This is a genomic window from Halovalidus salilacus (genome assembly GCF_031852275.1).
Classification (GTDB): domain Archaea; phylum Halobacteriota; class Halobacteria; order Halobacteriales; family Natrialbaceae; genus Halovalidus; species Halovalidus salilacus.
In genome coordinates this window covers 1,468,357-1,486,552 of record NZ_CP134700.1, presented here as the reverse complement: position 1 = coordinate 1,486,552, position 18,196 = coordinate 1,468,357, and the positions used below count along the sequence as shown (strand labels likewise).

At 69.6% G+C, this 18,196-nt stretch carries 18 protein-coding genes; 14 read left to right on the top strand and 4 right to left on the bottom strand.

Annotated features, from left to right (window positions below):
- Nucleotides 1-10: 10 nt before the first annotated feature.
- Both RJT68_RS07390 and RJT68_RS07385 read left to right on the top strand, forming a co-directional pair.
- Complete coding sequence (locus RJT68_RS07390; protein ID WP_407039723.1) at nucleotides 11-1,171, top strand: thiolase family protein; 1,161 nt, start codon at nucleotides 11-13, stop codon at nucleotides 1,169-1,171.
- On the top strand, nucleotides 1,168-1,533 hold the full coding sequence (locus tag RJT68_RS07385) for a PhlB family protein (RefSeq protein ID WP_407039722.1): 366 nt from the start codon (nucleotides 1,168-1,170) through the stop codon (nucleotides 1,531-1,533). The genes RJT68_RS07390 and RJT68_RS07385 overlap by 4 nt, the downstream gene beginning before the upstream one ends.
- Before the next feature lie 26 nt (nucleotides 1,534-1,559).
- On the opposite strand, the gene RJT68_RS07380 is transcribed toward RJT68_RS07385, so the two are convergent.
- Nucleotides 1,560-2,465 carry a DUF7547 family protein gene (locus tag RJT68_RS07380; RefSeq protein ID WP_407039721.1) on the bottom strand — a complete coding sequence of 302 codons (906 nt, stop codon included), beginning with the start codon at nucleotides 2,463-2,465 and terminating at the stop codon, nucleotides 1,560-1,562.
- Nucleotides 2,466-2,640: 175 nt separating this feature from the next.
- Here RJT68_RS07380 and RJT68_RS07375 point away from each other — a divergent pair, with 175 nt between their 5' ends.
- The 7 genes from RJT68_RS07375 to RJT68_RS07345 all read left to right on the top strand — a co-directional run bounded on the left by RJT68_RS07375 (nucleotide 2,641) and on the right by RJT68_RS07345 (nucleotide 9,345).
- Entirely contained in the window at nucleotides 2,641-3,273 is a 633-nt protein-coding gene (locus RJT68_RS07375) for a DUF7504 family protein (protein ID WP_407039720.1), read from the top strand.
- Nucleotides 3,274-3,477: 204 nt separating this feature from the next.
- On the top strand, nucleotides 3,478-4,287 hold the full coding sequence (locus RJT68_RS07370) for a shikimate dehydrogenase (RefSeq protein ID WP_407040340.1): 810 nt from the start codon (nucleotides 3,478-3,480) through the stop codon (nucleotides 4,285-4,287).
- 84 nt (nucleotides 4,288-4,371) lie between these two features.
- Nucleotides 4,372-5,292 (top strand): helix-hairpin-helix domain-containing protein, encoded by a 921-nt coding sequence (locus RJT68_RS07365; RefSeq protein ID WP_407039719.1) that lies wholly within the window; start codon nucleotides 4,372-4,374, stop codon nucleotides 5,290-5,292.
- A 237-nt stretch (nucleotides 5,293-5,529) separates the two neighbouring features.
- Nucleotides 5,530-7,239 (top strand): aminodeoxychorismate synthase, component I, encoded by a 1,710-nt coding sequence (gene pabB, locus RJT68_RS07360; RefSeq protein ID WP_407039718.1) that lies wholly within the window; start codon nucleotides 5,530-5,532, stop codon nucleotides 7,237-7,239.
- Entirely contained in the window at nucleotides 7,232-7,885 is a 654-nt protein-coding gene (locus RJT68_RS07355; RefSeq protein ID WP_407039717.1) for an anthranilate synthase component II, read from the top strand. Before pabB ends, RJT68_RS07355 begins: the two co-directional genes overlap by 8 nt.
- A gap of 5 nt (nucleotides 7,886-7,890) precedes the next feature.
- Nucleotides 7,891-8,787, top strand: coding sequence for an aminotransferase class IV (locus tag RJT68_RS07350; protein WP_407039716.1), 897 nt, complete (start codon nucleotides 7,891-7,893; stop codon nucleotides 8,785-8,787).
- A gap of 267 nt (nucleotides 8,788-9,054) precedes the next feature.
- Complete coding sequence (locus RJT68_RS07345) at nucleotides 9,055-9,345, top strand: HalOD1 output domain-containing protein (protein WP_407039715.1); 291 nt, start codon at nucleotides 9,055-9,057, stop codon at nucleotides 9,343-9,345.
- Between the two features lie 181 nt (nucleotides 9,346-9,526).
- On the opposite strand, the gene RJT68_RS07340 is transcribed toward RJT68_RS07345, so the two are convergent.
- Together RJT68_RS07340 and RJT68_RS07335 are read right to left on the bottom strand one after the other, a co-directional pair.
- A complete protein-coding gene (locus RJT68_RS07340) occupies nucleotides 9,527-9,943 on the bottom strand; it encodes an acyl-CoA thioesterase (protein WP_407039714.1) in 417 nt (138 codons plus the stop codon).
- A gap of 72 nt (nucleotides 9,944-10,015) precedes the next feature.
- Nucleotides 10,016-10,783, bottom strand: coding sequence for a ribonuclease H-like domain-containing protein (locus RJT68_RS07335; RefSeq protein WP_407039713.1), 768 nt, complete (start codon nucleotides 10,781-10,783; stop codon nucleotides 10,016-10,018).
- Nucleotides 10,784-10,945: 162 nt separating this feature from the next.
- Here RJT68_RS07335 and RJT68_RS07330 point away from each other — a divergent pair, with 162 nt between their 5' ends.
- The 3 genes from RJT68_RS07330 to ftsZ all read left to right on the top strand — a co-directional run bounded on the left by RJT68_RS07330 (nucleotide 10,946) and on the right by ftsZ (nucleotide 14,749).
- A complete protein-coding gene (locus tag RJT68_RS07330; protein ID WP_407039712.1) occupies nucleotides 10,946-11,920 on the top strand; it encodes a calcium/sodium antiporter in 975 nt (324 codons plus the stop codon).
- An 86-nt stretch (nucleotides 11,921-12,006) separates the two neighbouring features.
- Entirely contained in the window at nucleotides 12,007-13,410 is a 1,404-nt protein-coding gene (locus RJT68_RS07325; RefSeq protein WP_407039711.1) for a D-aminoacyl-tRNA deacylase, read from the top strand.
- A gap of 187 nt (nucleotides 13,411-13,597) precedes the next feature.
- Nucleotides 13,598-14,749 (top strand): cell division protein FtsZ, encoded by a 1,152-nt coding sequence (ftsZ, locus tag RJT68_RS07320; protein WP_407039710.1) that lies wholly within the window; start codon nucleotides 13,598-13,600, stop codon nucleotides 14,747-14,749.
- A gap of 98 nt (nucleotides 14,750-14,847) precedes the next feature.
- Here ftsZ and RJT68_RS07315 read toward each other — a convergent pair whose 3' ends face one another.
- A complete protein-coding gene (locus RJT68_RS07315; RefSeq protein ID WP_407039709.1) occupies nucleotides 14,848-15,528 on the bottom strand; it encodes a rubrerythrin family protein in 681 nt (226 codons plus the stop codon).
- Between the two features lie 135 nt (nucleotides 15,529-15,663).
- On the opposite strand from RJT68_RS07315, the gene RJT68_RS07310 reads away from it, so the two are divergent.
- Together RJT68_RS07310 and mfnA are read left to right on the top strand one after the other, a co-directional pair.
- Entirely contained in the window at nucleotides 15,664-16,932 is a 1,269-nt protein-coding gene (locus tag RJT68_RS07310) for an MBL fold metallo-hydrolase (protein ID WP_407039708.1), read from the top strand.
- 108 nt (nucleotides 16,933-17,040) lie between these two features.
- A complete protein-coding gene (mfnA, locus tag RJT68_RS07305) occupies nucleotides 17,041-18,126 on the top strand; it encodes a tyrosine decarboxylase MfnA (RefSeq protein ID WP_407039707.1) in 1,086 nt (361 codons plus the stop codon).
- Nucleotides 18,127-18,196 lie beyond the last annotated feature (70 nt).

Here is an 18,196-nt window from a genome sequence, read left to right as displayed (position 1 = left end):
CTGTCAGGGTATGGAACGGGTTGCGATCATCGGCGCCTCGATGACCCAGTTCGGGCAACGAGAGGGCGAATGGATCAGGGACCTGCTCGCCGAGGCCGGCATCGCGTGCCTCGAGGACGCGGACGTGGGTACGGAGGAGGTCGACCACCTGTACGTCTCGAACATGGCCAGCGGCGAGTTCGAGGGCCAGACCGGGGTCGTGAACGCGCTGGTGCACGACCTCGGCGCGATGCCGGCGTACACCCAGCGGGTCGACCAGACGAGTTCCAGCGGCGGGGCCGGCATCTACGCGGCCTGGCAGTCGGTCGCCAGCGGCGCCAGCGACGTGACGCTGCTCGTCGGCGGCGAGAAGATGACCCACCGCACGACCGCCGAGGCGACCGACGTGATCGCCTCGCTCACCCACCCGGTCGAGTACAAGACCGGCGTGACGCTCCCCTCGTTCGCCGGCCTGACAGCCCGCCACTACCTCGAGCGGTTCGACGCGCCGCGGGAGAGCCTCGCGAAAGTCGCCGTGAAGAACCACAAAAACGGCGTCGACAACCCCGAAGCGCAGTTCCGGAAGGAGGTCGACCTCGAGACCGTCCTCGAGTCGCCGATCGTCGCCGACCCGCTGCGGCTGTACGACTTCTGTCCGATCACCGACGGATCGGCGGCGCTGTTGCTCTGTCCGGAATCGGTCGCGAAGGAGCACGCCGACGAGTACGCGGTGATCGCGGGCATCGACGGGGCGACGGACACCCACGTCGTCCACGAGCGCCCCGACCCGACCGTGATGGGCGGCGTCGTCGAGAGCGGCCAGGGCGCCTACGAGATGAGCGGGTACGGGCCCGACGAGATCGACGTGGCCGAACTCCACGACATGTTCACCATCCTCGAGTTCCTCCAGATGGAGGGGCTGGGCTTCGCCGAACAGGGCGAGGCCTGGGAACTCGTCGAGGAGGGGTACACAGAGCGCGACACGGGCGAACTGCCGATCAACACCTCCGGCGGCCTGAAGTCGAAGGGCCACCCGCTGGGGGCCAGCGGCGTCGCCCAGGGGGTCGAAATCTACGAACAGCTCGTCGGCGAAGCGGGTCCGAGACAGGTCGACGCCGAGGTCGGCCTCTGCTGTAACGTCGGCGGATTCGGCAACTGCGTCATCACCACGATCATGGAGGCAGGACAATGACGATGGACGCCTACCGGTACGAGGACGGTTCGATCAGCTACCCCGGCCACCCGATCGGACCCGACGGCTCCGAGCCGGTGGAAACGATCGACCTCAGCGAGTACACCGCCGAGGTCGTCACCTGGACGACGAGCACCGCCACGCCGCCTGGCGTGCGCGAACCGAACACGCTCGCAATCGTCGAGTTCGACGTCGACGGCGAACCCGTCCGCGCCATCGGCCAGGTGACGACCGACGAGATCGAAAGTGGCGATACGGTCCGCCCCGTCTACGTCGATGAACTGCGCGAACCGGGCGCCGGCATCCGCGAACCCGAGAGTCAGGAGTGGGACGGCTACCGTTTCGAACCCGTCGAGGAGTAGGAGCGCAGCAGACGACCGGTGGCCGCTCACCGCCGGTCGTCCGGTTCGTCGGTATCCGATTCGTCGTCGCTCGAGTCGCCCGCTCCGCGGCCCGTCGATCCGTCGTCGCCGACACCCGTAGCCGACGCGCCGTCCTCCGAGTCGGCGTCGCCGCCGCCGTCGTTCGCTTCGTTCGCGGTGCCCGGTTCGCCGTTGGCGACTCCGTGCGCGTCATCCGATTCGCCGTCGACGGCGTCGTCCGACTCGTCGCCGTCGACCGCCTCCGAATCGGAGGCGTACCGCTCTTTGAGCGTCTCGAGTTCGGCGTCGACGTCGACGGATGGATCGGTCGGTTCGTCGGGATCGACGTCGGCATCGCCTTCGACGTCCGCCCCGTCGACGTCTGCATCGTCGTCGATCTCGATCTCGATCGTTCGGCCGCGACCCGCGTCGTCCGCTCCCGATTCGGGGACGTCCGCGGTGTCGTCGATCAGGTCCGCCAGCCGTCGGTCGACGTCGTCGTGCAACCGCCGGGCCTCCTCGAGCAAGTCGCGGGTCCGGTCGTCGGGCTCCTCCGGCGCCGAGGAGACGGCGCGCTGGAGTTCGGTCAACGCGCGATCGAGTTGGGTGATCGTGGTCCGGCGCAGTTCCCGTGCGCGGTCGCCCGTGGCCTCCGTGACTTCGGCGGTCCGCTCCCGGGCGTCGCGCTCGGTCCGCATCAGCCTGACGCCGCGCTGGAACGCCTCGAGCGCCCGGACGTTCGCCTCGAGGACGGTGACGATCGCCGGGATCGCCACCTCGTCGGCGACCCGGAGCACCTCCTGAGGCGAGGGCGGGCGAAGTCGAATCGAGGGGCGACGACGCCGGCGAGGCTCGAGTTCGGCCCGCAGGTCGTCGATGGTCCGCGCGAGTTCGCGGATCGCCTCGGCGAGTTCGTCGTCGGAGTCGGCCATACGGCGCGTACGGCCCGCCGCGTGAAAAGCCGGCCGATCGCGGCAGACGATTCAACGAACCGTCACTATCGTCCGAAAGTATTACCGTGGCGGATAATTGGATAAACGGTGAGCCGGAATATTTATTGCCAGCCCGCGCGACTCTTTTTAAAGAATGGAGAGCGAGCCGGGGGGGATGGCATCGAAACACGCGTCGTTCGCGCAGACGCTCGGGGACCTCAAGCGAGACGGGAGTAACATCCTCGTGGTCGGCACCGCCGCGACGGCCGCACACGGGGCCGCGTGTGACCGACTTCTCGGCGAGGAAAACGGGGGTGGCCGATACCGGATCGAGGTCACTACGGCCGACGCTGGGGGCGACCGCGGACGTGATCACGGCCGTTCGGGCGACGGGATCACGCGTCGGACGATCACCTACGATCCACACCGCGCGGGGGCCGACCGAGGCGAGGTCGACCCCCTGAGCGCGCTGGGCGCAGACGTGATCGAAACGATCGACCGGTTCGAGGCGGAGGCCGACGGTCTCGGGCCGTCGGAACTGCGCCTCTGCGTCGACTCGCTCGTTCCGCTCCTCCAGGAGCGGCGTTCGGAGAAGGTGTTTCGGGCCGTCCACGTCCTGACCTCGCGCGTCAGGCGCGTCAACGGAATGGCACACTACCACCTGCCGCTCCGACCCGACCACGACGCGGTTCGCCTCTTCGGACCGCTGTTCGACGCGACGGTCGAACTCCGCACCCGCGAGGGACGCGCCGAGCAGCGCTGGCACCTCCGCGAGCAGGCGACCCCCACGGACTGGCACCCGGTCTGACGGGGACAGGGCCGATTCCCCGGCCGACGATCCTCTTTCATCCCATCCCCTCCATCCCCAACCGACCCGTTCTATTCCACGTCCTTCCACCCCGTTCTATTCCACCTCCTTCCATCCCGTCTCCGTCCCTCCCACTCGACACCCGCGTCGCGGACGATTTCGGACACAGTTATGGGCCCGCCGCCGCGACATCCCGCAATGGCGATGGACGTCTACGGCCTCCTCGGCAACCCGGTGGGACACTCGCTCTCGCCGCCGATGCACGAGGCGGCGTACGAAGAACTCGGCCTCGAGGCGCGGTACGTCACCTTCGAACCGGACGCCGACCGCGAGACGCTCGAGCGGGCGATCGACGGCGCGCGGGCGCTCGGCGTCCGCGGACTGAACGTCACCATCCCGTTCAAGCGGGACGCCCTCGCGTTCGTCGAACCGGACGACCTGGCCGAGCGGATCGGCGCGGTCAATACGATCGACCTCTCCGGTTCGGGAACCCCGACGGGGCACAACACGGACGCGATCGGCGCACTCCGGGCCCTGCGCGACCACGGCGTGATGATCGAGGGCGCGACGGCGGTGGTCGTCGGGGCCGGGGGCGCCGGCCGGGCGATCGCGTTCGGACTGGCGGACGCGGGCGCGACCGTCTCGATCGCGAACCGAACCGAGTCGACGGCGCGCGACCTCGCGGACGCGGTTCCCGAGGCGTCGGGCCACGGACTCGAGGAACTTCCCGACCTCCTGGCCGAGGCTGACGTCCTGGTCAACGCGACCAGCGTGGGGATGGAGGAGGACGCCTCGCCGGTTCCGGCCGAGGCGCTCCGCGGCGACCTCGCGGTCATGGACGCCGTCTACCGGCCGCTCGAGACGCGGTTGCTCCGGGAAGCGGCCGACGCGGGGGCGACGACGATCGACGGCGCGTGGATGCTCCTCTACCAGGGCGTCGAAGCCCTCGAGATCTGGACGGGCGAGGAGGCCCCCGTCGACGCGATGAACGACGCGCTGCGCGCCAGGTTGTAGGGGTTCCGGGCGGCGTCGGCGTGTCGACCTGTCCGATTTTGTGATCAAACGACTTTAAGTGACGGTACCAACTATATCGAGACAATGGCAATCCTCCAGAAGCTGAAGGCGTTACTTGGGCTCGGGGACGGTCGCTCGGATCGCGAGAGCGACCGGGATCGCGAGCGAGACGTCGGGGTCACCGTCGAACGCGAGCGGACGGCCGACCGCTCCGAGACGGCGACCTCGAGCGCTGTCGATCGTTCGACCGCTGGCTCGGGCGCTGCGGCCGAACGCGGGGGCACAACAACCGCGGAGGCGGAGACGGACTCTGCCGAGGCGGAAGCGGCGGATGAGGCGGACGCCGACGTGATCGAAGAGGCGGAGGCGAAGGGGGACGCGAAGTCGGAGACGGACGAGGCCGCGACGGCCGACGAACTCGAGGAGTCCGCCGCGGCGGGCGCGAACGCCTCCGCCTCGACCGACTCGATGGTCGAGACGCCGGATTCGCCGGCCGAAGCAGCCGAAGACGCCGAAGCCGTCGGCCCAGCCGACGTGGATGCGGCGCCCGCCGACGACAAGACCCAGGAGCCCGCCGAATCGCCCGTCCAGTCGGATTCCGCGTCGGCCGAATCGGAACTCGAGGCCGAGGACGACGCCGACGAACCCCTCGAGGAGGAGGCGGACGAAGAGGCGGCCGACGAAGACGAGCCGACCGACGAAGCGGCCGACGAAGACGAGCCGACCGACGAAGCGGCCGACGAAGAGGCGGCCGACGACGCCGACGAAACGGCGGCCGAGTCGGCGACGGACGAGGACGAGGAAGCTGAAGCGGACGAAGAGGCGGCCGACGAACCGGTCACGTCGATCAAGGGGATCGGTCCGGCGTACGCCGACCGCCTCGCCGACGCCGACGTCCAGACCGTCGGTGACCTGGCGGAGTCGGACGCGGCCGAACTGGCCGAGGGGACCGACATCTCCGAGAAGCGCATCCAGGGATGGATCGACCGGGCGAACGCCCGATAACGATCGCGGAGACGAACCGACGGTCGAGGTACCCGACACCGACCGTTCCGTCACCCGTTCGTGCAACCCTCGTCGGTCCGACGCAGGCACCGAACTCGTTTCAGTGCCCGATCCCACGCTTTTTCGGGTCGTCGCGTCCGTCCCCTTCTCACATCGGGTAGCGACCCCGCGATCGCGCTCCAGCCGTCGATCCTCGAACCGCAAGACGATTAGGCCGGTGACGCCTCTCTCCCGTCGATGAACGACCCGCGCGTCGTCACGACGATCGACTCCTTCCGGGCGGCGTTCGCCCCGGCCTCGACGCGTCGAGACGCGGATCGGACGTCGACGCGCCGGTCGGAGGCGGGACGCGACGACACCGCTCCCGTCCTCGAGTCGGCGTCCGAGACCGAATCCGACGCCGACGGCGTTCGCGTCCCCGTCGAGGTCCGGTGTGCGGTCGACGATCCGTTCCTCGCCTACCGGCGGGCGCGAACGGACGATGAACCGGGACGCGCGTTCCTCGAGACCACCGGCGGCCAACGGGGGTGGGGATACTTCGGCGTCGACCCGATCGAGCGCGTCACCGTCTCCGAGGACGCCGTGACGTGGCGGAGGACGTCCGGGGCGGAGACGGACGCGGGAGTTCGGACGGAATCCCCCACGCTCGCCGCCCTCGAGGGCCTCCTCGCCGGCGAGACCCTGGTTCGCGGCGAGTGCGACGTCCCCTACCCCTGTGGCGCGGTCGGCTGGCTCTCCTACGACGTCGCGCGCGAACTCGAGGACCTCCCGGCGTCGGCCGTCGACGACCGCGGCCTCCCGCCACTCGAGGTGGCGGTCTTCGATCGGTTCGCGGCATGGGTGTCCGGAGCCGACGGGAGTTCGACCGATGGACGGGAACAGACCGTCGACGGGAATCGAAATGGCGACGGCGTCACCCTTCGGATCACCGCTTGCCCGCGGGTCGACCGCGACGCGACCGACGCCGACCTCGAGGCGGCCTACGAACACGGGAGGCGACGGGCGCTCGACCTCGCCACCGCGGCGCTCGAGGGGGACCCGGGGATCGAGGAGGCGCCGGCCCCGACCGACGAAGCGACGTTCGAGAGCGACTGCGGTCGGGAGGCGTTCGCCGAGCGAGTTCGCCGGGTCAAGGAGTACGTCCGGGACGGCGACACCTTCCAGGCGAACGTCTCCCAGCGGCTCGTCGCCCCCGCGGCGGTCCACCCGGTCGCGGCCTACGACGCCCTCCGGCGGGTCAACCCCGCGCCCTACTCCTGTCTGCTCGAGTTCCGGTCGACGGACCTGGTGAGCGCGAGCCCGGAGCTCCTGTTGGAACGCGACGGCGACGTCGTCCGCACCGAACCCATCGCGGGAACGCGCCCGCGCGGGGAGACGCCGGCCGAGGACGAGGCGCACGAGGCGGACCTCCTGGGCGACGAGAAGGAGCGGGCCGAACACGCGATGCTGGTCGACCTCGAGCGCAACGACCTCGGGAAAGTGTGCGAGTACGGCACCGTCGAGGTCGAGGAGTACCGCCGCGTGGACCGCTACTCCGAGGTGATGCACCTCGTCTCGAACGTGACTGGACGGCTGCGTCCGGAGGCGACGCTCGCGGACGCCGTCGCCGCGGTCTTCCCGGGCGGAACGATCACCGGCGCGCCCAAGCCGTGGACGATGGGGATAATCGACGAACTCGAGGACACCCGTCGGGGGCCGTACACCGGCAGCGTCGGGATCTTCGGGTTCGACGGCCGGGCCACGCTGAACATCGTCATCCGGACGCTCGTGCGCCACGACGACGAGTACCACCTGCGCGTCGGCGCGGGCATCGTCCACGACTCGGATCCCTACCGCGAGTACGACGAGACGCTCGCGAAGGCCCGCGCGCTGATCGCCGCCGTCGACGAGGCGCTGGGCGAGCGGGCGGGGATGGCGCTCGAGACGGACGGTGGTTCCCGTGAGTGACGCGCGCGACGGGGACTGGACGCGAATTCTCGTCGTCGACAACTACGACTCCTTCGCGTACAACCTCGTCCAGTACGTCGGCGAGGTCGCCGACGAGGTGCTCGTCCGACGAAACGACGCGGTCGACCTCGAGGGCGTCAGGGCGCTGGACCCGACAGGGGTCGTCGTTTCGCCGGGCCCGGGAACGCCCGCCGAAGCGGGGATCTCGATCCCGCTGTTCGAGGGGACCGAATACCCGATTCTCGGCGTCTGTCTGGGCCACCAGGCGCTCTGTGCGGCCAACGGGGCGCCGGTCGCTCGCGCCCCCGAGGTTGTCCACGGGAAACCCTCCGCTGTCGAACACGACGGCGCGGGGCTCTTCGACGGCCTCCCCGAGCGGTTCCGGGTCGGCCGGTACCACTCGCTGGCGGTCGAGCGCGAGGCCCTCCCCGAGTCGCTGCGCGAGACGGCCTGGACGGCCGACGAGCGCGAGGTGCTGATGGGGGTCCGCCACCGCGAGCGACCCCACGTCGGGGTACAGTTCCACCCGGAGAGCATCCTCACGCGCGAGCGCGACGACGCCGCGTCGGGCGACGGCATCTCGCTCGCGGTCGGCAAGCGAATGATCGCGAACTTCTGTCGGTTCGCCGCCGACCACGGGGGGTGACGTCGATGGGAACCACCGGCGGCGACGACGACCGCGACCCGGTCTACCACGTCGACGGCGACCTCGTCCCCGCCGCCGAGGCGACCGTCAGCGTCGACGACCGGGGCTTTCGGTACGGCGACGCCGCCTTCGAGACCGTGCGGGCTTACGGCGGTCGGATCTTCGAGTGGGGCGCCCACGCCGACCGCCTCGAGCGGACCTGCGAAGCGCTCTCGCTCGAGCACGGCCTCTCGCGGGCGGACCTGCGCGCCCGAATCGACGAGACGCTCGCGGCGAACGGCCTCGAGGACGCCTACGTCCGCCTCTCGATCACGCGCGGGGTCCAGCCCGGGAAACTCACGCCCCGTCCCGAGGTCGATCCGACGGTGGTCGTCTACGCGGCCCCGTTGCCGCGAGGCGGACTCGAGGGGCAACCCGTCTGGGACGGCCCCGCGATCGTCGAAACCGTCGAGACGCGCCGGATCCCGGACGCGGCGCTGCCGGCGGACGCGAAGACGCACAACTACCTCAACGGGATTCTCGCGCGCGCGGAACTCTCCGAGGGGGCCGACGAGGCGCTGCTGTGCGACCTCGAGGGGTGCCTCGCCGAGGGAACGACGAGTAACGTCTTCTTCGTTCGCGACGGCGAACTGCACACGCCGACGATCGACGGACCGGTGCTCCCCGGGATCACCCGCGCGGTCGTTCTCGAGGCGGCCGACGCCGCTGGGATCCCGTACGGGGAGGGACGGTACGAACTCGAGGACCTGCTGGAGGCCGACGAAGCGTTTCTGACGAACACGACGTGGGAACTGCGACCGATCGAGCGCGTAGATGACCGCGCGATCGGCGGGGGGCCGATCACTTTTCGACTGGCCGACCGTTACCGCGAGCGCGTCGAGGAGGCGTGTTATCTCGCGTGACCGCTCGAGGTGTACGAGCGGGCCGTACAGTTCGCGTGTGATGGGTGGCAAACCAAAGCCGTTCGTTTCGGGTGGATCCGGTGGAAAAACGACGACCTACGCTTCGGGTGCATCCCGTGGAGAACCCACATCGTCGTTCTTTCTTCGATAAATTCGAGCCCAAGAATGGGAGTATGGGCCAGAGGCGTGCAGTGTGGTACAGGTCTGTACATCGGCTTCGCCCACCGGTCAGAGGATTTATATTGGATGGTACGTCGACTGGAAGCTATGCTGCTATCAATGGATCGGTCGAATTCGCAAGAGTACGCGTCGCCGAGTCTCGCCGTCATCTCCGCCGTCGCCGAGCGCGAGGGCGTCGACGCGGTCGAACTCGAGCCGCCGGAGTACCAGGCCCTCTACGAGGTCGTCAATCCCGAGGCCCTCGACTCGCTGTTCGCTCCTCGGGAAGACGGAACGCCCCGGTGTCGCGGCACCGTCGAATTCACCTTTTGCGGGTATCGCGTCGTCGTCGAAAGCGACGGTTCCGTCGAGGTTCGCGAGTCTGCCGCCTCGAACTGAGTCGTCCGTTCCGGACCGCGCCCGATCGAATCGAGCGACGCCTGACGGGACCGTCTCTCCGATCGTGGCACCGCCTCTTCGATCGTGGCACCGTCTCCTCGATCGTAGGATCGTCGAACCGTCGAAGAGGGAACGCGGGTTTTTCGATCCGTCGCCGGAGTCACGTCTGCGCCGGTGGCGCTCACCGGTCCGACCAGTCGTCGATTCCCGCGGCGTCGATCCGCTCCCGCCACTCGTCGGGAATGGGGCGGGGTTTGCCGGTGTCCGGATCGACGAGCACCTGGGTCGTCAGGGCCGAGGCCGCCTCATCGCCGTCGGCGCGGATCTCGTAGGCGAGGACGAGACTCGAGGTGCCGACCTCGGGGACGCCGATGGCGACCGTGACCGCCTGACCGGCCTCGATCGGTCGCTCGTACTCGATCTCGAGGCTCGCGAGGACGGTGTCGGTCTCGACGAGTGATTTTCCGATGACGTCGACGAAGTAGGCCTCGCGCGCCTGCTCGAGGTAGGTGGCGTAGATGGCGTTGTTGACGTGACCCATGAAGTCGACGTCCCGGAGACGAACGTCGACGTCGACCTCGTACGCGTATTCGCTCATGGTTGAACTATCGGCGTGTACGCACTCAGCCCCGCTATATGCACCGATTCGATCGTCCGCGTGAGAACGGACCTAGCCGTCGCCGTTCAGGGCCGCCTCGAAGACGCGCTCGTGGAGGCGCTCGGCGACGATGTCCATGAGCGGTTTCATGTTCTCCGTGTCCGCGCGGTTGTACTCGATCAGGGTCTCGAGCGCCGACTCGTCGCCGCGTTCGTACTCGTACCAGAGGCGGACGGCGTCGCGGCCGGTGAGGTCGGGCATTCCGCGGTCGATCCCCAGTTCGCGTTCGATCCGCTTGAGGCCCCCGTCGAGGTCGATCGATTTGCAACAGTACATGAGGTCGACGTGCGGGAGGGAGGCGTCCACGTCGTAGCAAGTCTCGAGGAAGGGTACGTCGAAGCGCGCCCCGTTGAAGGTCACGAGCAGCGAGGCCTCGTCGAGTTCCGCCTGGAGGCGGTCGCTCGTGAGATCGCGGTCCTTGACGAACGTCTTCGTCTCGCCCCCGCGGTGGACGCTGACGGTCGTCACGTCGTTGCGCGTCGCGTCGAGGCCCGTCGTCTCGATATCGAGGAAGCACGCCTCCTCCCCGACGTTCTCGTAGAGGCGCCACCGACTCGAGGAGGGGAGCGCGTCGGCGAAGAAGTCGACGTTCCCCCGATCGAGGTGGGTCCACCCCTCCTCGATGAACCGCTCGATCCGCTCGGCGGTGGTCGGGCCGACGCCGTCGATCCCGTCCCCGCCGTCGAACTCGTCCCAGTGAGTGATGCCGTTCGCCCAGAGGCGTCGCTCGGTCGCCTCGCCGACGCCCCGGACGGGAAGAAAGCTATTCTCGATTCGCACGATAGGGGGAGGGACGCGGGAGGGGTAAAAAGGCTCGGTCCGCGACGGAGCCGACGACCGTTCGGCGCCGATTTCACCCCGTCGACCCGCTCGAGTCGGCTCCGACGGTCCGCGTCGACGCGGTTCGGTCCGTTTATGCCGCCCTCTCGAGTAGCCGAAGCCATGCTTCCTCCCTGGGTTGCGGCGTCGCTCCCCGTGTCGGGGGTCCTCCGCCACGCGGTGCTGTTGCTCTTCGGGGTCGTCGCCCTCTACGCCGGCGCCGAGTTGCTCGTCGCCGGGGCCGGACGACTGGCCATCGGGTTCGGGCTCCGAACGGCGACGGTCGGCGTCACCGTCATCGCCTTCGCGACGACCGCCCCGGAGCTGTTCGTCTCGACGATCGGAGCGATCGACGTGTCGACCGACATCGGCCTGGGCGCGGTCGTCGGCTCGAACGTCGCGAACATCGGGCTGGTGCTCGGCGTCTCGGCGCTGATCACCCCGCTGACGATCACCGAGATCGCGATGAAGCGCCACGTGCCGTTCATGGTGCTCGCGGCGGTCCTGCTCGTCGGTCTCGGCCTCGACGGCGCGATCGGGCGCCTCGACGGCGCGATCCTCCTGCTCGTGCTCGCCGGCTTCACCGCGTACCTGCTCTACTACGTCAACGCCGATCCCGCGCCGTCGGTCGACCACCCCGACGCGGGGAACGGGATCACGATCCGCGACGTCGGCCTCGTGATCGGGGGGCTGCTCGCGCTCGTGATCGGCTCCCGGTGGCTCGTCTCCGGCGGTACCGGCCTGCTGTCCGAACTGGGCTTCTCGGACCTGTTCATCGGACTGACGGTGCTCGCCGTCGGAACCTCGCTGCCCGAACTCGCGGCCTCCGTCGTCGGGGCGATCCGCGGCGAGACGGCCTTCGCCGTCGGAAACGTCGTGGGGTCGAACATCTACAACGTCCTGGCAGTCCTCGGGATCGTCGCGCTCATCACCCCCATCTCGATCTCGAGTTCGACCCTGCGATTCGAGCTCCCCGTCATGATCGCCTTCACGGTCGTGCTCGTGGCGATGATGGGCTACGGAGGGCGGCTCTCTCGCCCGGACGGGGCGGCCCTCGTCGTCGGCTACGTCGCCTTCGTCTACGGACTCCTCCCGTAGAGTGCGGAAGCCGGGGGCCGTCCGCGAACGGGTCGGCCCGCGTCGAAAGCGGAGCGTATTCGGTCCTCGACCACCGACCACCGGGCGTGATCGCGATCGTCGAGAGCAGGGCCGACCGCGCCTCGGTGCACGTCTGCGAGCACCTCCGCGACCTCGCCGACTGGGAGGAACGCGAGGACGAATCGCGACCCGACGCCGAGGGCGGCGGTACCTATTACCGGACCGACGGCGCCGAACTGCGGACGTTCGACGACCTCCACATCGAACTCGAGCGGCCGGCCGACGCCTTCGAGCGCGACCCTGACCTGCTGGTGTTCGCCTCGCGGCACGCCGGCGACACCGGCGCGCTGCTGACGGGCCACTTCACGGGCAATTTCGGACCCGCGGAGTACGGCGGAGACGACCGTGCCCTCGCGAAGGCCGCGCCGAACGCCCTCGTCAGACTCCTCGAGGCGTTCGACACCTACGCTCCGGAGGGCTACGACGTCGGAATGGAGTGTACCCACCACGGCCCAACCGAGGTGGGCTGTCCGTCGCTGTTCGCCGAACTCGGTAGCGGCGACGAGCAGTGGGACGACCCCGCGGGCGCCGAGGCCGTCGCCCGCTCGATTCTCGCGCTCCACGGCGTCTCCCCGGGGCGCGCGCGGACGGTCGTCGGCTTCGGCGGCAACCACTACGTCCCGCGCTACGAGCGGATCGTCCGCGAAACGCCGTGGGCCGTCGGCCACGTCGCCTCCGGGTGGGCGCTCGAGGACGCGGGCCTGGGCGCGGACGACGACGCCGACCGCCGCGCGGCACTCGAGGAACACGAAACCGTTATCGCGCGCGCGTTTGCGGCCAGCGGCGCCGAGCACGCGGTGATCGAGGGGACGTGGCCGGGGCTGGCCGAGACGATTGCGGACCTCGGCTACCGCGTCGTGAGCGAGACGTGGCTCCGCGAGGTCGGGGATCGCTCGCTCGAGGTCGTCGCGGCCGTCGAGTCGGAACTCGGCCGCGTCGACGAGGGCGTCCGGTTCGGCGACCGCCGCGAGGAGGCGTTCGCCGTCGTCGACCTGCCGGCGGACCTGATCGACGCCGCGGAGGGGATCGACCCGGACCGGGTTCGGGAGCGCCTCGAGGCCCACGCCGTCGCCTTCGAGACCGAGAACGGAGCGAGCCGAGTCGGCGGGCGCGCCGCGCTTCCCGAGGGCGACGGCGCCGGCGGTGAAGACGACGCGGACGAGGACGAGGACGGGCCGGGGGCTCTCGAGGCGATCGTCGCCGACCTCTCGGCGGTGCTCGAGGAGAAGTACGACGACGTGCGCCTCGAGGACGGCGCGGTCGTTGCGGAGGTCGTGGGATTCGACCCGGAACTCGCGCGGGAGGCGGGCGTGCCGGAGGGTCCGAAGTTCGGCGCGCTCGCGAGCGGGTCCGCGGTCGAGGTCGACGGCGAGACCGTCGCGCCCGAGGACGTCCGCAGTCGCCGCACCGAGCGGTTCCCGCTCTCCTGAGGCGCACGGCGACGCGGGAAACCGGATAGTCCGGGGGACGAACCGTCGGTGCTCACGTCTCGCCAGTCGGTCGAGTCGATCGGCGCTCGAGGGCCGACCGTGGGACGAGTTCGCCCCCTCACGTCAGACGCGCGTCTGACATGTGGGGGAAAGGTAATTACGCTTCATCTTCAAAGAGGGGGCAAGAATGGACTCAATCATCGAAAACGCCATCGACGAAGCCGAGGACGGGGGTGGCGAGGAGCCCCCGGTAGACGGCGACCCACAGGCGCCGGAGGAGGGGCCGTCGGGGACGATGACCGACGACGAACTGCTCGACGTGCTCGACGACCTGCAGACGGACATCACGGTCGTCGGCTGCGGCGGCGCCGGCGGGAACACGGTCGACCGCATGCACGAGGAGGGCATCCACGGGGCGAAACTCGTCGCGGCTAACACGGACGTCCAGCACCTCGTCGAGATCGACGCCGACACCAAGATCCTGATGGGCAAGGACAAGACGAGCGGCCGCGGGGCCGGCTCGCTCCCCCAGGTCGGCGAGGAAGCCGCCCTCGAGAGCCAGCAGGACATCTACGACGCCATCGAGGGCTCCGACATGGTGTTCGTCACCGCCGGACTGGGCGGCGGCACCGGCACGGGATCGGCGCCCGTCGTCGCGAAGGCCGCGCGCGAGGCCGGTGCGCTGACGATCTCTATCGTCACGACGCCCTTCACCGCGGAGGGCGAAGTGCGACGGACGAACGCAGAGGCGGGCCTCGAGCGGCTTCGCGACGTGAGCGATACGGTGATCGTCGTCCCGAACGACCGCCTGCTCGACTCGGTCGGGAAACTGCCCGTTCGGCAGGCGTTCAAGGTCTCCGACGAGGTCCTGATGCGCTCGGTGAAGGGCATCACGGAGCTCATCACGAAACCCGGCCTCGTCAACCTCGACTTCGCCGACGTCCGCACCGTGATGGAGCGAGGGGGCGTCGCCATGATCGGCCTCGGCGAGGCCGACTCCGAGGCGAAGGCCGAAGACTCCGTCAAGACCGCCCTTCGCTCGCCGCTGCTCGACGTCGACATCTCCGGCGCGAACTCCGCGCTCGTCAACGTCACCGGCGGCAACGACATGTCCATCGAGGAGGCCGAGGGCGTCGTCGAGGAGATCTACGACCGGATCGACCCCGACGCGCGCATCATCTGGGGGACCTCGATCGACGAGTCCCTCGAGGGCAGCATGCGGACGATGATCGTCGTCACGGGCGTCAAATCCCCGCAGATCTACGGCCGCCCCGAGGGCGAGGCCGTCCAGCCGACGGTCGAGGGCGACGACATCGACGACATCGACTTCGTCGACTGATCGCACCGCTCGGTCTTTCTCTCGCGTCGACGCGCTCGCTCTGACGGTGACGTCTCCATACCCCCGGTCGCTTCTCCGTCCGACAGCCGCGTCTCCGTCTAGCAGATCGGTCGCGGATCGAGTCCCATCCCCTCGAGCGCGTCGGCGTACTCCTCGTAGGCGCGCTCGATCACCTCCTCGCCCGCGGCCGTCGCGCGGTCCCACGCGTCATCGGATTCGCAGGCGTCCTCGAGCGCCGAGAGCGCGCGCTCGCGGGAGTCGGCGGTGTCGGCCCGGAGTTCGCGAAAGAGCTCCGCCCGCCGTTCGTCCCCCTCGTTGACGAAGAAATTCACGACCTGTAACTGCGCCCGCTCGGAGACCAGGGCGCGACCGACGAGGCCCCCGAGGCGGGCTTCGGTGTCCTCGAGCGATCGGAGCGCAGCGTGAATCGCACCGCCCTCCGCGTCGGGGTCCCCGTTCCCCTCCCCCTCATCCGCATCCCCACCTTCCTCCGCGTCTGCGTCCACCTCCTCGAGCGCCGTCGCCACGCGCTCGTTGTGGTCCCGCTCGAGGTCGGCCAGGTCGGCGAACGTTTCGCGGGCGGCGTCGTCGTCCTCGTCGTCGGCCCAACCCTCGAACGTCCGCGCTGCCGCGCGTTCGCTCTCCGCGGCGGCACGCAGCACCGACGCCTCCTCGAGGTTCGCGTTCGTGACCGCGACGAGGAGTTTCGAGGATCCGAGCCGGTCGAGTTCGACGTCCATCGACTCCTCGAGGTCGGCCGAAAAGCTGGCGGCGTCCATACCCGACGTACGACGACGTCCGGGTTGAACGTTCGGGACGAGCGCGCGCTCGACGGGTCGATCGACGGTTCGATCCGAGCGGCTCCGGGTCCTTCGGGAGCGCGCTTATCCGGCCCGGCCTCGTACGGTCAGCCCATGAGTAACGGGAGCGACCGCGGCGAGTCGCCCGGAGGTGGAGCGGGTGACGGGGAGTCGGCCCCGAGCGGGAGCGATTCGATCGACCCCGAGACGCTCGCGACTCGGCTGCGGGCGGGCGAGTCGGTGTCGGTCCTCGACGTGCGGGACCGCGACGAGTTCGAGCGCTGGCACGTCGAAGGGCGCGGCGTCGAGACGGTCCAGGTCCCCCACGTCCGGTTCATCCAGGCGGAGGTGACCGGGAACGTGGATGATCTCGTCGAGGACCTCGAAGAACCGATCCTCGCGGTCTGCGGGCGGGGCGAAGCGAGCGACCACGCCGTCTCACTCCTCCGCGAGGCGGACATCGACGCGCGGAACCTCGCGGGCGGGATGGACGCCTGGGCTGACCTGTACCTCGCCCGAGAACTCGAGGTGGACGCGCCCGCCACGATCGTGCAGTACGACCGACCCTCGAGCGGCTGTCTGGCGTATCTGATCGTCTCGGGTGACGAGGCGGCCGTGATCGACCCCCTGCGAGCGTTCGCGGACCGATACGTCGCGGACGCCGCCGCCCGGGGCGCCGACCTCCGCTACGCGATCGACACCCACGTGCACGCCGATCACGTCAGCGGTGTGTGGAAACTCGCCGCTCGAGACGAAGCGGACGACGCTGACGACGCGGACGACGCGGACGACGAGGGAGACGGGGAGGGGGCGACCGCCCGTCCGATCCTTCCCGCCGGCGCCCTCGACCGGGGTCTGGCGTTCGACGCGACGCTCCTCGAGGACGGCGAGGAACTCCGGATCGGCGACGCGACGCTCACCGCGGTGGCGACGCCCGGCCACACGAGCGAATCCGTGTCGTACCGCCTCGGCGACGACGCGGTCCTGTTCACCGGCGACGCGCTGTTCCTCGACGGCGTCGGGCGCCCGGACCTCGAGGAAGGGCGGGACGCCGCGGCGGCCGCCGAACAGTTGTACGAGACGCTCCGGAAGCGAGTGTTGAGCTTCCCCCACGGTACGGTGGTCGCTCCGGGACACTACGGAGACGCGGAAGTTGCAGGGCCGGACGGCCCCTACGTCGACGAACTGGGTGCGATCGAAAGTCGTCTCGAGACGCTCTCGGTCGGGCGGGAGGAGTTCGTCGCCCGCGTCGCGGGTGACCTGCCGCCGCGTCCGAACCAGGACGAGCGGATCGTCCGCGTGAACCTCGGTCTCGAGTCGGTCGACGACGAGGCGGCGTTCGAACTCGAGCTCGGCCCGAACAACTGCGCGGTCGGTGGTTGAGCGCCGAGCGCGGTGGGACCGCCGCCGACCCCGCCTCGAGGCGGATATCGGGCTTAGACTCGGTGGATAAACGCAACGAATAAAGCACCGAACGTTCTTCTCCGTGATATGCAGGTCGAGCCGCAGGCGTTTGACCGGGTGCTCTCCTCGATGTGTACCGACCCGCACCCGGCGGCGCGCGAGGCGGCCGAGCGATTTCTCGCGACCAACCCCGGCGATCCGGGCACCTACCCGAACGTCGCGGCCCTCGAGGACGACGCCATCGCGATGCTCGGTGAGATCGCCGGGCTCTCGGAGCCGGCGGGGTACGTCGCCAGCGGGGGGACGGAGGCGAACATCCAGGCCGTCAGGATCGCACGGAACCGGGCGGAGACCGACGCGCCGAACGTCGTCATGCCCGAGTCGGGCCACTTCAGCTTCCAGAAGGCAGCGGACGTCCTCGGCGTCGACCTCCGGATCGTTCCGACGGACGACGCCCACCGGGCTGACCTCGAGGCCGCCCGCCGGTTCGTCGACGAAGACACCGTTCTGGTCGTTGGCGTCGCGGGGACGACCGAGTACGGTCGGGTCGACCCCGTTCCGGAACTCGGCGAGATCGCTCGGAGCGTCGACGCGATGCTCCACGTCGACGCCGCGTGGGGCGGCTTCGTGCTCCCCTTCACCGACCACGAGTGGAACTTCTCCCACGCGCCCGTCGACACCATGGCGATCGACCCCCACAAGATGGGGCAGGCGGCCGTCCCCGCCGGCGGGTTGCTCGTCCGCGATTCGGAACTGCTCGACGAACTCGCGGTCGACACGCCCTACCTCGAGTCGACCTCCCAGGCGACGCTCACCGGCACCCGTTCGGGTGCGGGCGTCGCGAGCGCCGTCGCCGCGATGGAGGCGCTGTGGCCCGAGGGCTACCGCGAGCAGCACGTCGTCTCCCAGAACAACGCGGAGTGGCTGGCGGACGCCCTGGAGAAGCGCGGCTACGAAGTGGTCGACCCGAAACTGCCGCTGGTCGCCGCCGACGTGCCGGTGTCGACGTTCGACTCGCTGCGCTCGCGGGGCTGGCGCATCTCGCGGACCGCCGCCGGCGAGATGCGGATCGTCTGTATGCCCCACGTGAACCGCCGCATGCTCACCTCGTTCGTCGCCGACCTCGATCGGATCGAGTGCCGGGCGAGCGTGCCGGTGACGAGCGACGACTGAGTCGGGGACCAGTTCGGCCGGTGGAGCGACCGGCGCGGAGACGGAACCGATAGACGTTTTTCGCGACGAT

What these genes read in the sequence shown, in the direction of transcription:
- ftsZ (WP_407039710.1), top strand. Translation starts at nt 13,598, where the DNA reads ATGGACTCAATCATCGAAAACGCCATCGACGAAGCCGAGGACGGGGGT.
- RJT68_RS07390 (WP_407039723.1), top strand. Translation starts at nt 11, where the DNA reads ATGGAACGGGTTGCGATCATCGGCGCCTCGATGACCCAGTTCGGGCAA.
- RJT68_RS07375 (WP_407039720.1), top strand. Translation starts at nt 2,641, where the DNA reads ATGGCATCGAAACACGCGTCGTTCGCGCAGACGCTCGGGGACCTCAAG.
- pabB (WP_407039718.1), top strand. Translation starts at nt 5,530, where the DNA reads ATGAACGACCCGCGCGTCGTCACGACGATCGACTCCTTCCGGGCGGCG.
- RJT68_RS07315 (WP_407039709.1), bottom strand. Translation starts at nt 15,528, where the DNA reads ATGGACGCCGCCAGCTTTTCGGCCGACCTCGAGGAGTCGATGGACGTC.
- RJT68_RS07330 (WP_407039712.1), top strand. Translation starts at nt 10,946, where the DNA reads ATGCTTCCTCCCTGGGTTGCGGCGTCGCTCCCCGTGTCGGGGGTCCTC.
- RJT68_RS07345 (WP_407039715.1), top strand. Translation starts at nt 9,055, where the DNA reads ATGCTGCTATCAATGGATCGGTCGAATTCGCAAGAGTACGCGTCGCCG.
- RJT68_RS07310 (WP_407039708.1), top strand. Translation starts at nt 15,664, where the DNA reads ATGAGTAACGGGAGCGACCGCGGCGAGTCGCCCGGAGGTGGAGCGGGT.
- RJT68_RS07350 (WP_407039716.1), top strand. Translation starts at nt 7,891, where the DNA reads ATGGGAACCACCGGCGGCGACGACGACCGCGACCCGGTCTACCACGTC.
- RJT68_RS07380 (WP_407039721.1), bottom strand. Translation starts at nt 2,465, where the DNA reads ATGGCCGACTCCGACGACGAACTCGCCGAGGCGATCCGCGAACTCGCG.
- RJT68_RS07370 (WP_407040340.1), top strand. Translation starts at nt 3,478, where the DNA reads ATGGACGTCTACGGCCTCCTCGGCAACCCGGTGGGACACTCGCTCTCG.
- RJT68_RS07340 (WP_407039714.1), bottom strand. Translation starts at nt 9,943, where the DNA reads ATGAGCGAATACGCGTACGAGGTCGACGTCGACGTTCGTCTCCGGGAC.
- RJT68_RS07385 (WP_407039722.1), top strand. Translation starts at nt 1,168, where the DNA reads ATGACGATGGACGCCTACCGGTACGAGGACGGTTCGATCAGCTACCCC.
- mfnA (WP_407039707.1), top strand. Translation starts at nt 17,041, where the DNA reads ATGCAGGTCGAGCCGCAGGCGTTTGACCGGGTGCTCTCCTCGATGTGT.
- RJT68_RS07365 (WP_407039719.1), top strand. Translation starts at nt 4,372, where the DNA reads ATGGCAATCCTCCAGAAGCTGAAGGCGTTACTTGGGCTCGGGGACGGT.